The 13,250-nt window shown below is 71.3% G+C and carries 14 protein-coding genes; 10 read left to right on the top strand and 4 right to left on the bottom strand.

Annotated features, from left to right (window positions below; genetic code table 11):
* Positions 1-135 precede the first annotated feature (135 nt).
* Positions 136-897 carry a phosphoglyceromutase gene (locus OG904_RS12990; RefSeq protein WP_330331735.1) on the top strand — a complete coding sequence of 254 codons (762 nt, stop codon included), beginning with the start codon at positions 136-138 and terminating at the stop codon, positions 895-897.
* Positions 898-974: 77 nt separating this feature from the next.
* Here the strand turns inward: OG904_RS12990 and OG904_RS12985 are convergent, their stop codons facing one another.
* Positions 975-1,538, bottom strand: coding sequence for a dihydrofolate reductase family protein (locus tag OG904_RS12985; protein ID WP_405490462.1), 564 nt, complete (start codon positions 1,536-1,538; stop codon positions 975-977).
* 130 nt (positions 1,539-1,668) lie between these two features.
* Here OG904_RS12985 and OG904_RS12980 point away from each other — a divergent pair, with 130 nt between their 5' ends.
* A complete protein-coding gene (locus OG904_RS12980; RefSeq protein WP_405490460.1) occupies positions 1,669-2,139 on the top strand; it encodes a hypothetical protein in 471 nt (156 codons plus the stop codon).
* Between the two features lie 173 nt (positions 2,140-2,312).
* Here OG904_RS12980 and OG904_RS12975 read toward each other — a convergent pair whose 3' ends face one another.
* A complete protein-coding gene (locus tag OG904_RS12975; protein ID WP_405490458.1) occupies positions 2,313-2,459 on the bottom strand; it encodes a hypothetical protein in 147 nt (48 codons plus the stop codon).
* A gap of 117 nt (positions 2,460-2,576) precedes the next feature.
* The gene (gene phoU, locus OG904_RS12970; protein WP_030858619.1) at positions 2,577-3,254 is read right to left on the bottom strand and encodes a phosphate signaling complex protein PhoU; all 678 of its coding nucleotides are present in this window, start codon (positions 3,252-3,254) and stop codon (positions 2,577-2,579) included.
* Between the two features lie 215 nt (positions 3,255-3,469).
* Between phoU and OG904_RS12965 the strand changes: the two genes are divergently transcribed.
* Together OG904_RS12965 and OG904_RS12960 are read left to right on the top strand one after the other, a co-directional pair.
* Positions 3,470-4,714, top strand: a complete 1,245-nt coding sequence (locus tag OG904_RS12965; RefSeq protein WP_405490456.1) for a sensor histidine kinase — start codon at positions 3,470-3,472, stop codon at positions 4,712-4,714.
* Positions 4,711-5,391 (top strand): response regulator transcription factor, encoded by a 681-nt coding sequence (locus tag OG904_RS12960; protein ID WP_007265514.1) that lies wholly within the window; start codon positions 4,711-4,713, stop codon positions 5,389-5,391. Before OG904_RS12965 ends, OG904_RS12960 begins: the two co-directional genes overlap by 4 nt.
* Before the next feature lie 79 nt (positions 5,392-5,470).
* Here OG904_RS12960 and OG904_RS12955 read toward each other — a convergent pair whose 3' ends face one another.
* Positions 5,471-6,133, bottom strand: coding sequence for a DUF461 domain-containing protein (locus OG904_RS12955; RefSeq protein WP_405490453.1), 663 nt, complete (start codon positions 6,131-6,133; stop codon positions 5,471-5,473).
* A 647-nt stretch (positions 6,134-6,780) separates the two neighbouring features.
* Between OG904_RS12955 and OG904_RS12950 the strand changes: the two genes are divergently transcribed.
* The 6 genes from OG904_RS12950 to OG904_RS12925 all read left to right on the top strand — a co-directional run bounded on the left by OG904_RS12950 (position 6,781) and on the right by OG904_RS12925 (position 13,132).
* The gene (locus OG904_RS12950; protein WP_003953493.1) at positions 6,781-7,263 is read left to right on the top strand and encodes a CarD family transcriptional regulator; all 483 of its coding nucleotides are present in this window, start codon (positions 6,781-6,783) and stop codon (positions 7,261-7,263) included.
* Between the two features lie 300 nt (positions 7,264-7,563).
* Positions 7,564-8,319: a 2-C-methyl-D-erythritol 4-phosphate cytidylyltransferase gene (ispD, locus tag OG904_RS12945; protein ID WP_405490451.1), complete on the top strand. Its 756-nt coding sequence runs from the start codon at positions 7,564-7,566 to the stop codon at positions 8,317-8,319.
* The gene (ispF, locus tag OG904_RS12940) at positions 8,309-8,851 is read left to right on the top strand and encodes a 2-C-methyl-D-erythritol 2,4-cyclodiphosphate synthase (protein WP_405490449.1); all 543 of its coding nucleotides are present in this window, start codon (positions 8,309-8,311) and stop codon (positions 8,849-8,851) included. Before ispD ends, ispF begins: the two co-directional genes overlap by 11 nt.
* 105 nt (positions 8,852-8,956) lie before the next feature.
* Positions 8,957-10,354 carry a cysteine--tRNA ligase gene (cysS, locus tag OG904_RS12935; RefSeq protein ID WP_405490447.1) on the top strand — a complete coding sequence of 466 codons (1,398 nt, stop codon included), beginning with the start codon at positions 8,957-8,959 and terminating at the stop codon, positions 10,352-10,354.
* Between the two features lie 94 nt (positions 10,355-10,448).
* Positions 10,449-11,420: a 23S rRNA (guanosine(2251)-2'-O)-methyltransferase RlmB gene (rlmB, locus tag OG904_RS12930; protein ID WP_405490445.1), complete on the top strand. Its 972-nt coding sequence runs from the start codon at positions 10,449-10,451 to the stop codon at positions 11,418-11,420.
* A 176-nt stretch (positions 11,421-11,596) separates the two neighbouring features.
* A complete protein-coding gene (locus OG904_RS12925; RefSeq protein ID WP_405490443.1) occupies positions 11,597-13,132 on the top strand; it encodes a DoxX family protein in 1,536 nt (511 codons plus the stop codon).
* Positions 13,133-13,250 lie beyond the last annotated feature (118 nt).

Raw genomic sequence — 13,250 nt, 5'->3', positions numbered from 1 at the left:
CCCTCTATCGATTCGCACCCTACGGACAGCGGCCCCGCGGAGCCACTGGATTGACGGCTGCCGTCAATCGGAGGCCGTCCACACGCCGTCCACACCGCGCGCGGGGGGCCGGGCGCGTCCATTAGGCTCGTACGCATGGCCGACGCACCGTACAAGCTGATCCTCCTCCGCCACGGCGAGAGCGAATGGAACGCGAAGAACCTGTTCACCGGCTGGGTGGACGTCAATCTCAACGAGAAGGGCGAGAAGGAGGCGGTCCGCGGCGGTGAGCTGCTCAAGGACGCCGGCCTGCTCCCCGACGTCGTGCACACCTCGCTCCAGAAGCGCGCGATCCGCACCGCGCAGATGGCGCTGGAGGCGGCCGACCGTCACTGGATCCCCGTGCACCGCTCCTGGCGCCTGAACGAGCGCCACTACGGCGCCCTGCAGGGCAAGGACAAGGCCCAGACCCTCGCCGAGTTCGGCGAGGAGCAGTTCATGCTGTGGCGCCGCTCGTACGACACCCCGCCGCCGGCCCTCGAGGACGGCACGGAGTTCTCGCAGTCCGAGGACCCGCGCTACGCCTCGATCCCGCCGGAGCTGCGCCCGCGCACCGAGTGCCTCAAGGACGTCGTCGTCCGCATGCTCCCGTACTGGTACGACTCGATCGTCCCGGACCTGCTCGACGGCCACACCGTCCTGGTCGCCGCGCACGGCAACTCCCTGCGCGCGCTGGTCAAGCACCTCGACGGGGTCTCCGACGCCGACATCGCGGGCCTGAACATCCCGACCGGCATCCCGCTCTCCTACGAGCTGGACGCCGACTTCAAGCCCCTCAACCCGGGCGGCACCTACCTCGACCCGGACGCCGCGGCGGCCGCCATCGAGGCCGTCAAGAACCAGGGCAAGAAGAAGTAGCCAAAGCGATCATGCCCCCGGCCTGCGCACACGGCGCGGATCGGGGGCATTCGTCCGTCCCGGGCCCACTGCGGCCCTCAGCGCCTCGTCTCGTACCTGGTCAGGATCACGCCGCCGGGAAGCGTCCGGGTCTCCACCAGGTTGAGGTTCACCCAGTTGTCCAGCGCGGTGAAGAACGGCGTGCCGCCGCCCGCCAGGACCGGCGCGGTGGCCAGCACGTACTCGTCGATCAGCCCGGCCCGCATGGCCGCCCCGGCGAGCGTCGCGCCGCCGATGTCCATCGAGCCGCCGTCCTCGGCCTTGAGCCGGGTGATCTCGGCGACCGCGTCGCCCGTGACCAGGCGGGTGTTCCAGTCGACCTCGTCGACCGTCGAGGAGAACACCACCTTCGACATGTCCCGCCAGCGGCGCGCGAACTCGATCTCCGCCGGGGTGGCGCCCGGCTGCCGGTCGCCGGTCGGCCAGTAGGAGCTCATCGTCTGCCACAGCCTGCGCCCGTACAGCGACAGGTCGGTCGCCTGCAACCGGTCGGACCAGAACTGGAACAGCTCGTCGCTCGGCACGCTCCAGCCGATGTCGTCGCCGGGCGCGGCGATGTAGCCGTCCAGGGTCAGGTTCATGCCGTAGATCAGTCTCCGCATGGCGCCAGCCTTCCGCACCCAGGGCCGGAAGTAACCTCCGCGCCCGAACGGCCCCCACACGCGGGTCCTCCGCCGGCGGGGGGCTGTTCGCGGTCTTGTGGCCGGGTGGGGGGCGTGGTCTGGTGGCGCCGTGGAAGCAATCATCGCCAGTGCGATAGCGGTTCTGGGGACACTGCTCGGGTCGGGGGTGACCTTCGCCTTCCAGCAGCGCGTGGCCGAGCGGGGGCACGAGTTCACCCGGTCGGAGAAGCTGCGCCAGGAACGGCTCGACGCCTACACCTCGTACGCGGGGGCGCTCGTGAACTTCCGGCGCACCCTCGTCCACCTGTGGTTCTGCACCTACGCGCAGCCCTACGGGCAGTACGAGGACCCGAGCGCGGTCAACGCCCGCTCCCACGAGCTGCGTTCCAGCTCCCAAGAGGCCCTCTTCCGGCTGCAGATGCTCACGGGCGACGAGGCGCTCAGCACGCGGGCGCAAGCACTCTTCGACGACATCGCGGTGCTGCACAAGACGGAGAGCCGGGAGGAGTTCGACATCCGGCGGGACCGGACCCGTGAGGGCATCGGCGGCCTGGTCGCCGCCGCCAAACGGCAGCTCTGAAACGAGCGGGGACGGCTGTTGACGGCCGGCGACGGCCGGTGGCGGCCCGGCGCCCGGCGATCCTGCGATCGCCCACGGGGCCATCTCCGCCGGGGGTGAACGATGCGAACGGCCCCGGCCCGACGGTATGGGTCGGCGGGGCCCCTCGCGTTCGGGAGACCAGGCGGACCGGCTCAGCCGCCGCACTGGCAAGGAGCGCCGGACTGGCAGCCGCAGCCGCAGCCCGAGCCGCAGCCGCAGGCCGCCAGCAGCGGCAGGCGCAGGGCCTCCGGGGGCCGTGCTTCCTGCTCCGGGGTGATGGGGACGGGGGAATCGGGCATGGATCCTCCTCGTAGGCGTTGTGCCTTCGCCCTCATTCATGCCCAGCCGAACCCGCGCGTCAACGGCGCATTGGGGGCTCGTTGGCCGGCCGGGCCCCACCGGGCCCGGCCGACGGCCTAGACGCCCTCGACCTGCGTCGGCGCCTGGAGCTCGTCCGCGTGCTCACCCGTCACCAGGTAGACGACGCGCTTGGCGACCGACACCGCGTGGTCCGCGAAGCGCTCGTAGTAGCGGCCCAGCAGCGTCACGTCGACCGCCGTCTCGATGCCGTGCTTCCAGCGGTCGTCCATCAGGTGCTGGAACAGCGTGCGGTGCAGCTGGTCCATCTCGTCGTCGTCCTGCTCCAGCTGGAGCGCCAGGTCGACGTCCTTCGTGATGATGACCTCGGCGGCCTTCGCCATCAGACGCTGCGCCAGCTGCCCCATCTCCAGGATGGTCGCGTGCAGGTCGCGCGGGACCGCCGTGTCCGGGAAGCGCAGCCGGGCCAGCTTGGCCACGTGCTGCGCCAGGTCGCCGGAGCGCTCCAGGTCCGCGCTCATGCGCAGCGAGGTGACGACGATGCGCAGGTCGGTGGCGACCGGCTGCTGGCGCGCGAGCAGCGCGATGGCACGGGCCTCCAGGTCGTGCTGGAGATCGTCCACCTTCTGATCGGCGGCGATGACGCTCTCGGCGAGCTTCAGGTCGGCGTCGAGCATGGAGGTCGTGGCCCGCCCGATGGCGGAGCCGACCAGCCGGGCCATCTCGACCAGGCCTTCACCGATCGAGTCCAGTTCCTCGTGATACGCGTCCCGCATGTCTCGTGTCCCTCTCTTGACCTACTGCACTACTGCCCGGGGGCCGGGCCGGGGCGGCCTCGTGCCCCACGGTGCCACGGTGACGCCCGAACGCGACCGACTCCGGCATCCCAAGTGAATCAACCCCGTCGTCAGGGTGAACTCTGGGCGACGACTGTTCGAGGTGCCACCCGAACGGCTGTGGAAGTGTCGTCGCACCTGCTTAACCTGGAGTCATGGACGTGAACGCGGCGGTCGCCGCAGCTGCAGCGATTGCCGGTCTTTGCACCGGTGTGATCGCGATGCTGGCGTTCCGCTGGAGCGAGCGCGACCAAGCCCGCCCCACCCGGAGCTCCATGCGCCCCGACATCAACGCGGTGCTCCCACCAGGTGTGGACACCGTCCTCTCCGTGCTGCGCTCCTCCGCGGTCGTGCTCGACGAGGGGGACGCGGTCGTCAAGGCCAGCTCGGCGGCATATGCCCTCGGCCTGGTCCGTGGCGGCAAGCTGGCCGTGGAACCCATGCTCCACATGGCCCGCGACACCCGCCGCGACGGAGAGATACGCCAGGTCGAGCTCGACCTGCCCCGGCGCGGCACCGGCCGCGGCGAGGCACTCGCCGTCTCGGCCCGCGTCGCCCCGCTCGGCTCCCGCCTGGTGCTCCTCCTGGTCGAGGACCTCACCGAGGCCCGCCGCATCGAAGCCGTACGCCGGGACTTCGTCGCGAACGTGTCGCACGAGCTCAAGACCCCGGTCGGGGCGATCTCCCTGCTCTCCGAGGCCGTCATGGACGCCTCGGACGACCCCGAAGCGGTCCACCGCTTCGCCGGCCGCATGCAGATCGAGGCAACCCGCCTGATCAACCTCGTACAGGAGCTCATCGACCTCTCCCGGGTGCAGAACGACGATCCGCTGGAGGACGCCGAGCCCGTACGAGTGGACACCCTCGTGGCCGAGGCCATCGACCGCTGCCGCCACACGGCGTCCGCCAAGCAGATCACCATGGCCGCCGGCGGCACCGCCGACCTGCGGGTATGGGGAAACCGGGGGCAGCTCGCGGCCGCCCTCGGAAACCTGGTCGAAAACGCCGTCAACTACAGCCCCGCCCGGACCCGCGTCGGCATCGCCGCGCGCCGGGTCACCGCGCCGGGTGGAGACTTGATCGAGATAGCCGTGACCGACCAGGGCATCGGCATCCCGGAAAAGGACCGCGAGCGCATCTTCGAACGCTTCTACCGCGTCGACCCGGCCCGCTCCCGCGCCACGGGAGGAACCGGCCTGGGCCTCGCGATCGTGAAGCACGTAGCGGCTTCGCACGGCGGGGAGGTGTCGGTATGGAGCTCGGAGGGCCAGGGTTCCACCTTCACCCTGCGACTCCCCGAAGCGGCCGCGCCGGCCCCGGCGACGGCCTCCGCACCCGCCAACACCCTGCTCGAACCTCAAACCGCACCAGCCATTCCTGCCCCGGAGGTCCTTCCGTGACCCGAGTGCTCGTCGTCGAGGATGAGGAATCCTTCAGCGACGCCCTGTCCTACATGCTCCGCAAGGAGGGCTTCGAGGTCGCGATCGCCGCGACCGGGCCCGACGGGCTCGACGAGTTCGAGCGCAACGGCGCCGACCTCGTCCTCCTCGACCTGATGCTCCCCGGCCTGCCGGGCACGGAGGTCTGCCGGCAGCTGCGCGGCCGCTCCAACGTTCCCGTGATCATGGTCACCGCCAAGGACAGCGAGATCGACAAGGTCGTCGGGCTGGAGATAGGAGCCGACGACTACGTCACGAAGCCCTTCTCCTCGCGGGAGCTGGTCGCCCGCATCCGCGCGGTCCTGCGCCGCCGCGGCGAGCCGGAAGAGGTCACCCCGGCCGCCCTGGAAGCGGGCCCCGTACGGATGGACGTCGACCGCCACGTGGTCACCGTCGCCGGAGCCAAGGTGGACCTCCCGCTGAAGGAGTTCGACCTCCTGGAGATGCTGCTGCGCAACGCGGGCCGCGTGCTGACCCGCATGCAGCTCATCGACCGGGTCTGGGGCGCCGACTACGTGGGCGACACCAAGACCCTCGACGTCCACGTCAAGCGCCTGCGGGCCAAGATCGAGCCGGACCCGGGCGCGCCTCGCTACCTGGTCACGGTCCGCGGCCTGGGCTACAAGTTCGAGCCGTAAACACGGGCCCGTACGGCAACGGCCCCCATCCGCGTCACGCGGATGGGGGCCGTTGCCTTTGCGTACGGTGCTTCGCGCCTCAGTGGCCGGCGCCGGAGGACGGGGACCCGGACGGGCTGCCCGCGGGGGAACCCGTGGGGGCACCGGCGGCCGGGGAACCCGTGGTGCTGCCCGAGGGCGAACCGGAAGGCACGCCCGTGGTGCTGCCCGTCGGGGTGGCGCCCGTGACCGGGCCGGCCGTCGGGCCGAAGCCCTCGTACATGCCGGTGGCCGGGACGACGAAGGCGTCCAGCGCCACGTCGCCGGTGGTGCTCAGCTGGAAGACGATGTTCTGGACGTTGCCGTCCGCGACGGCGTCCCCGCCCGCGATGACGGCGGAGGCGTTGCCCTTGCCGCCCAGGACGACGGAGCCGCCGGCCGGGACGACCACCTTGGACGCGCTGCCCGCGGGCTTGAGCGTCACGGTGGCCTTGCCGCCCTGAAGGGTGATGGCGTCGAGCGTCTGCTCCTTGGTACCGGCGTTGAACAGCGTCGCGGAGACGGCGGCCGGGCCCTTCTTGTCCTTCTCCTGGGTGATCACCAGAGCGTTCTGGACCTTGATGTCGCCCTTGGTGACGGCGGCGTTGTCCGGCCTGATCTGGAGCGTCTGCGCATCGTGACCCGCACCACAGGCGGCCAGCGAGACGATCGAGAACACGACGGCGGTGGCGGCGAGGGCGCCGCGTCGAAGGCTGCGGCTCACGGTGGAGGCAACTCCTTGGACGTACGGAACGGAAGGGTGGGCGGCTCGGAACGGCCGAAGTAAAGCCGCTCTAAGGGTGTGTCAGCGGGCTTAGGTTACCGAGCCGCCGCCCCGCCCCCGCACCCGACCCTCCGCAGCGCGGGGGCGGCCCTCTCCGGGCCCCGCACCGGCCACGACCCCGGCCCGTCCTGCTCACGCCCCACTCGCGCCCCGCGCACGCCCCGGCCCCGCCCCGGACGGGTGATCTTTCATTCGCAAAAGGCCCGCCCGCAAAGGCCCGCCCGCCACCCGGTGATCAATTTCCGGATTTCCTCCGAACGCCAACCGGTGATCAATTCCCGATTGGGCCGGAACGGGGCCCGTACGGGTGGTCGCCAGTCGAACGGAGTAGTTGGGTTTCCCGCGCCCGAACCCGCCAAAACGGGACGTACGCCACATCCGCAGGGCTCCGGACCAGGTGTAACGTAGCCGTTTCGTCCAGTCCGCACAGCGCCTCCGACCTGCGCATACCCCCTCGCGGAAGCCTCCCGCAGCACGTTCCTGTCGCTGTTGTCAAGCCCTGAGATGGGCCCTGACCTGCGAAAACGCCATTCATAACGGTCGATTCTCGTGTTACCCTGGATAGCCACGGAAGGGGTACCTGTCACATGACGTTCAAGGTTGGCGACACCGTGGTCTATCCCCATCACGGGGCCGCGCTGATCGAGGCTATCGAAACTCGCCAGATCAAAGGCGTGGACAAGACCTACTTGGTGCTCAAGGTCGCCCAGGGTGACCTGACGGTTCGCGTACCTGCGGACAATGCGGAGTTCGTCGGTGTTCGCGACGTAGTCGGCCAGGACGGGCTGGACCGGGTCTTCGAGGTGCTTCGTGCACCGTACGCAGAAGAGCCGACGAACTGGTCCCGGCGTTACAAGGCGAATCTGGAAAAGCTCGCTTCTGGCGATGTCATCAAGGTCGCCGAAGTTGTGCGTGACCTCTGGCGTCGTGAGCGTGAGCGCGGGCTTTCCGCGGGCGAGAAGCGCATGCTCGCGAAGGCGCGCCAGATCCTGGTGAGCGAGCTCGCGCTCGCCGAAAACACCAACGAGGACAAGGCCGAGGCCCTCCTCGACGAGGTGCTCGCGTCCTGACGCGATCATCCGTACACAGTTGTGCCGCGGTGCCCGATGACAAGGAAACTTGTTGCCGGGCGCTGCGGCATGTCTGTACCCAAGCCCCTTTTGCTGCCGTCGCTGCCGGTACCTGACAGCGACCACTCACAGCGGCGACCACTCAAAGCGGCGACAGCTGAAAGCATCGCCTCACTGGCGTGCCGGGTCCGGGCAGCCGACTCGACCGGTCGTCACGGAAGGGGCGAGGGGCGTCGCACCCGGCACCCTTCAGGCCATACCCATGTCGGCCGAAGTCACAAACCTGGCTCGGAGCTACTGATGTCTGACGAATCGCGCCCCCACCGCACCGCCGCGGTGATCCCGGCCGCCGGCCGCGGGGTCCGTCTCGGTCCCGGCGCCCCCAAGGCCCTGCGGACCCTGGGCGGGATCCCCATGCTCGTCCACGCCGTCCGTGCGATGGCGCGCTCCCGCGCGGTCGCCCTCGTCGTCGTCGTGGCCCCGCCCGCCGACACCGCGGAGGTACGCCGGCTCCTCGACGAGCACGCACTGCCCGAACGCACCGAGATCCTGGTCGTCCCCGGCGGCGAGACCCGGCAGGAATCCGTACGCGCAGGCCTGGACGCCCTCCCGGACGGCATCACGGACGTCCTCATCCACGACGCGGCCCGCCCGCTGGTCCCCGTGGACACCGTCGACTCCGTCGTAGAGGCGGTCCGCGGCGGCGCCCCCGCCGTCGTGCCCGCCCTGCCGCTGGCCGACACCGTCAAGGAGGTCGAGCCCGGTGCGCCCGGCGAGCCCGAGCCGGTCGTCGCCACCCCCGTGCGGTCCCGGCTGCGCGCCGTGCAGACCCCCCAGGGCTTCGACCTCGCCACGCTGCTGCGCGCGCACGAGAAGCTCGCAGCGGGCACGGCGGACGGCGAGGGCGCCACGGACGACGCCGGGATGGTGGAGCAGCTCGGCGTCACCGTCGTGGTGATCCCCGGCCACGAAGAGGCCTTCAAGGTCACCCGCCCGCTCGACCTGGTCCTCGCCGAGGCCGTACTCGCCCGCAGGAGGGCCACCGATGTCTACTGACCCCTCGTCCACCGGCCCCTCCGTCAGCCCCTCCGCCGCCCCCGCCGCCCCGCTGATCCCGCTCGTCGGCATCGGCACCGACGTCCACGCCTTCGAGACCGGCCGCGAACTGTGGTGCGCCGGTCTGCTCTGGGAAGGGGAGGACGGCCTCGCAGGGCACTCCGACGGCGACGTCGCCGCGCACGCCGCCTGCGACGCCCTCTTCTCCGCGGCCGGCGTCGGCGACCTCGGCGCGCACTTCGGCACCTCCCGCCCCGAATGGTCCGGCGCCGCCGGTGTCACCCTCCTGGCGGAGGCCGCCCGCATCGTCCGCGCCGAGGGCTTCGAGATCGGCAACATCGCCATCCAGGTGATCGGCGTACGCCCGAAGATCGGCAAGCGGCGCGAAGAGGCGCAGAAGGCGCTCGCCGCCGCGGCGGGCGCCCCCGTCTCCGTCTCGGGCACCACCACCGACGGACTGGGCCTCACCGGCCGTGCCGAGGGCCTCGCCGCGATCGCCACGGCCCTCGTGTACCGGACGAACCGGGCCTAGTACCCCGTACGGATACACCCCTCCCGCACTTCTCCGCCAACAAAGCGGGCCCCGCGTACCGAAAGGGTCGCGGGGCACTGCTACAGGCGCACTACCCTGGATGCCGTGACTATTCGCCTGTACGACACCAGCGCCCGGCAGATCCGTGACTTCACCCCGCTCGTTCCGGGCTGCGTCTCGATCTACCTCTGCGGCGCCACCGTGCAGGCGGCTCCGCACATCGGGCACGTCCGCTCGTACCTGAACTTCGACATCGCCCGCCGCTGGTTCACCTACCGCGGTCTCGACGTCACCTTCATCCGCAACGTCACCGACATCGACGACAAGATCATCGCGAAGGCGGAGGCCCAGGGCCGCCCCTGGTGGTCCATCGGGTACGAGAACGAGCGCGGCTTCAACGACGGCTACAGCGCGCTGGGCTGCCTCCCGCCCACCTACGAGCCGCGCGCCACCGGCCACGTGCCCGAGATGATCGAGATGATGCGCGGGCTCATCGAGCGCGGCCACGCCTACGAGGCCGACGGCAGCGTCTACTTCGACGTGCGCTCCTTCCCCGGCTACCTGGCGCTGTCGAACCAGAACATCGACGACCTGCGCCAGCCCGACGAGGGCGTCTCCGGCAAGCGCGACCCGCGCGACTTCGCCATGTGGAAGGCCTCCAAGCCCGGCGAGCCCGACTGGGAGACCCCGTGGGGCCGCGGCCGTCCCGGCTGGCACCTCGAGTGCTCCGCGATGGCCCACAAGTACCTCGGCAGCGCCTTCGACATCCACGGCGGCGGGCTCGACCTGATCTTCCCGCACCACGAGAACGAGATCGCCCAGGCCAAGGCCTTCGGCGACGAGTTCGCGAAGTACTGGATGCACAACGCCTGGGTCACCCTCTCCGGCGAGAAGATGTCCAAGTCGCTCGGCAACTCCGTCCTCGTCTCCGAGATGCTCAAGGTCTGGCGCCCGATCGTCCTGCGCTACTACCTCGGCACCCCCCACTACCGCTCGATGATCGAGTACAGCGTGGAGTCGCTGCGCGAGGCGGAATCCGGCTTCGCGCGCATCGAGGGCTTCATCCAGCGCGTGATCGAGAAGGCCGGCAAGCCCGTCGAGCCGGCCGCCGAGGTCCCGCCCGCCTTCGCCGAGGCCATGGACGACGACCTGGGCGTCCCGCAGGCGCTCGCGATCATCCACACCACCGTCCGCCAGGGCAACAGCGCGCTCGCCGCCGACGACAAGGACGCCGCCATCGCACGGCTGTCCGAGGTGCGTGCCATGCTGGGCGTGCTCGGCCTCGACCCCCTCGACCCCCACTGGGCCGGCGAAGCGGACCGCGGAGAGGACCTCCACGGCGCCGTGGACACCCTCGTACGCCTGGTCCTGGAGCAGCGCGAGTCCGCTCGCGCCCGCAAGGACTGGGCCACCGCCGACGCCATCCGCGACCAGCTGCAGCAGTCCGGCCTGGTCATCGAGGACAGCCCCACCGGACCCCGCTGGACGCTCGGCCCCCGCTGAGCCCGCCGGAGCAGTCCAGTTGTGCCGCTCGGCCTTCCGAGCCGCACACTCTTCATACGTACATATCGCAGCACCAACGAAACAGGTAGAGGTCATGGCCGGGAACAGCCAGCGCAGGAACCGCCGCACGTCCAACAAGAAGGGCGCGACGGTCGGCAGCGGTGGCCAGCGGCGCAAGGCCCTCGAAGGCAAGGGCCCCACGCCCAAGGCCGAGGACCGCAAGAAGCACAAAGCCAACCGCATCAGCAACGCCATGGCCCGCCAGGCAGCCAAGCGCCGCCCGGCCCCCCGCCGCGGCGGCCCCAAGGGCACCAGCGAGATGGTCGTCGGCCGCAACCCGGTCTTCGAGGCGCTGCGCGACGGCGTACCGGCCGTCACCCTCTACGTCCAGCAGTTCATCGACAACGACGAGCGCGTCCGCGAGGCCCTCCAGCTCGCGGCCCAGCGCGGCAACATCAACCTGATGGAAGCCCCGCGCCCCGAGCTCGACCGGCTGACCAACGGCCTCAACCACCAGGGCCTGGTCCTCCAGGTCCCGCCCTACGAGTACGCGCACCCGGAGGACCTCACCGCCGCCGCGTACGACAACGGCGAGGACCCCCTCATCGTCGCCCTCGACGGGGTCACCGACCCGCGCAACCTCGGCGCGATCGTCCGCTCCGTCTCCGCCTTCGGCGGCCACGGCGTGGTCATCCCCGAGCGCCGCGCCGCCGGCATGACCGCCGGTGCCTGGAAGTCCTCCGCGGGCACCGCGGCCCGCACCCCGGTCTCCCGGGTCACCAACCTGACCCGCGCCATCCAGGACTACAAGAAGGCCGGCATCACCGTCGTCGGCCTCGCCGCCGAGGGCACCCACGAGGTCCACGAGCTCGAAGCGCTCGCCGGCCCCGTCGTCATCGTCGTCGGCTCCGAGGGCAAGGGCCTCGGCCGCCTCGTCGGGGAGAACTGCGACTACCTCGTGCGCATCCCGATGCCGGGCGGCGCCGAGTCGCTCAACGCCGGTGTCGCCGCGGGCGTCGTCCTCTACGAGGCCGCCCGCCGCCGCGCCACCCGCGGCCGGGTCTGAGCCTTCGGGGTGCGGACCCCGCAGGTTTGAACACCACCGCTTGATCCAATTGGCTCACCGGGAGTGACCCGTGAGCGTGCCGCCCCGCCCCTTCCGGGCGGGGTGGCTTGATTTGACGGGTCTCGGACACATCCCTGCTGTCAAGGCAGTGTCCTAAACACTCATCACTCGGTTAGATGAGTGTGGACACCAGAACGCCAGGGTTCGACGACCAGCCCGCGCTGAGCATGGTCAAGGTGCCGTGCGACCCCGCACAGGTCATCGTCAACCACGCCAGCTTCCGCGTGCGGCTCGCACCGAGCCCCAGCGCGCGTCCCAGGCCCGCGGGCGCACCCGGGCTCGCCCCCGCGCTCGGCGGGGCCCTCGCGGCGGCCGGAGCGGGCGCCGCCCGCCGCCGCCCCGTCGTCTGGAGCGGCAGGTCCGCCCCCGGCGACGCCGCCGCCAGCGCCGCCATGGGCGGGCTGCTCCAGGCCGTACGCGAACACGGGCGCGGACACGACGAGTACGACGGCGGAGCCACCCAGGTCATCCCGCGCATCGACCTGGCCCATGACCTCGCGGACGACACCCTCGCCGTCCCGACCGTCATCGGCCAGCGCACGTACGGCGACCCCGACGAGACCCGCGCCCAGCCCGCCGTACGGGACTTCCCGAACGGGGCCTACGAAGCCCCCGACGGCCCCGGAACCGGCACCGACTCCCGCCGGGCACCCGGCGACACCCGCGGGCAGGCCTCGTACTACCCCGGCCGCCGGATGAACCTCGGCGTCGTGCTGCTCCCGCTGCGCGTCTTCCTCGGCTTCATCTCCATCTACGCCGGCATGGGCAAACTGTGCGACCCCGTCTACTTCGACGGCGGCGAGCGCGGCTCCATGGTCACCTGGCTGCAGACCCTGCACCCCTGGGCCCTCGCCGAACCCCTGCGCGACTTCGCACTCGCCCACCCGGTCGGAGCCGGCCTCAGCGTCGCCTTCCTCCAGGTCGTCGTCGGCGTACTGACCGTCTTCGGCCTGTGGCAGCGCTTCGCCGCCTGCTTCGGCGCCCTGCTCTCCGCCGCCCTGCTGATGACCGTCAGCTGGAAGACCGTCCCCGCCTACGACGCGCCCGACATCATCTACCTCGCCGCCTGGAGCCCGCTGATCATCGCCGGCGCCCCCGTCTACTCCCTCGACGGACGCCTCGCCAGCGAGGCCTGGCGCACCCTCGGCCCGCGCTCCGAGGTCTGGCGCCTGCGCCGCCGAGTCCTGCGCCGTGGTGCCGTCATGGCCACGGTCGTCTGCGGACTCACCCTGCTCATCGGCTCGCTCCTCGGCGGCGCCGTCCGCTCCACCACCGTCGTCACCGTCCCCGGACCGGGCCAGGCCCCCAGCAACTACCTGCCGGGACGCCCCCTGCCGCGCACCCCGCAGCAGCAGCCCGCGTTCCCGACGCCTTCGAAGCCGGCCGCCCAGCCCTCGGCCGCGGCCTCCTCGCCGGCCGCCAAGTCCGGTCGCGGCGCCACCGGTTCGGCTTCCCCGGGCGCCGGCTCCGGATCGCCCACCGCGACCCGGGGCGCCACCAGCGGCAGCCAGACCCCGCGCAGCACCCCCCGCCAGCCGACCCCGCAGAAGCCCCGGGCCAGCTCCTCCGGCACGGGCAACGGCGGCTCCTCCGGCGGATCGGACCCCACCCCGCCGAAGAAGCCCGACATCCTCGGCGGACTCCTCGGCTGACCGGACGGCCCCACGAGGGCCAGGGAAGGGGCCCGGCACGCGGAAGCGTGCCGGGCCCCTTTCGTGTTCACGTGGCGGCGGCCGTGGGCGGGGCTGCGGGCCCACGAGGGTCACGAAG

Source organism: Streptomyces sp. NBC_00096, assembly GCF_045041305.1.
Taxonomy (GTDB): domain Bacteria; phylum Actinomycetota; class Actinomycetes; order Streptomycetales; family Streptomycetaceae; genus Streptomyces.
This window is presented reverse-complemented; position numbering and strand designations above follow the sequence as displayed.

Bases quoted from the DNA above. Each gene is read 5' to 3' on its own strand.
- OG904_RS12990 (WP_330331735.1), top strand. From the start codon at position 136: ATGGCCGACGCACCGTACAAGCTGATCCTCCTCCGCCACGGCGAGAGC.
- OG904_RS12985 (WP_405490462.1), bottom strand. From the start codon at position 1,538: ATGCGGAGACTGATCTACGGCATGAACCTGACCCTGGACGGCTACATC.
- OG904_RS12975 (WP_405490458.1), bottom strand. From the start codon at position 2,459: ATGCCCGATTCCCCCGTCCCCATCACCCCGGAGCAGGAAGCACGGCCC.
- phoU (WP_030858619.1), bottom strand. From the start codon at position 3,254: ATGCGGGACGCGTATCACGAGGAACTGGACTCGATCGGTGAAGGCCTG.
- OG904_RS12965 (WP_405490456.1), top strand. From the start codon at position 3,470: ATGGACGTGAACGCGGCGGTCGCCGCAGCTGCAGCGATTGCCGGTCTT.
- OG904_RS12950 (WP_003953493.1), top strand. From the start codon at position 6,781: ATGACGTTCAAGGTTGGCGACACCGTGGTCTATCCCCATCACGGGGCC.
- ispD (WP_405490451.1), top strand. From the start codon at position 7,564: ATGTCTGACGAATCGCGCCCCCACCGCACCGCCGCGGTGATCCCGGCC.
- ispF (WP_405490449.1), top strand. From the start codon at position 8,309: ATGTCTACTGACCCCTCGTCCACCGGCCCCTCCGTCAGCCCCTCCGCC.
- rlmB (WP_405490445.1), top strand. From the start codon at position 10,449: ATGGCCGGGAACAGCCAGCGCAGGAACCGCCGCACGTCCAACAAGAAG.
- OG904_RS12925 (WP_405490443.1), top strand. From the start codon at position 11,597: ATGAGTGTGGACACCAGAACGCCAGGGTTCGACGACCAGCCCGCGCTG.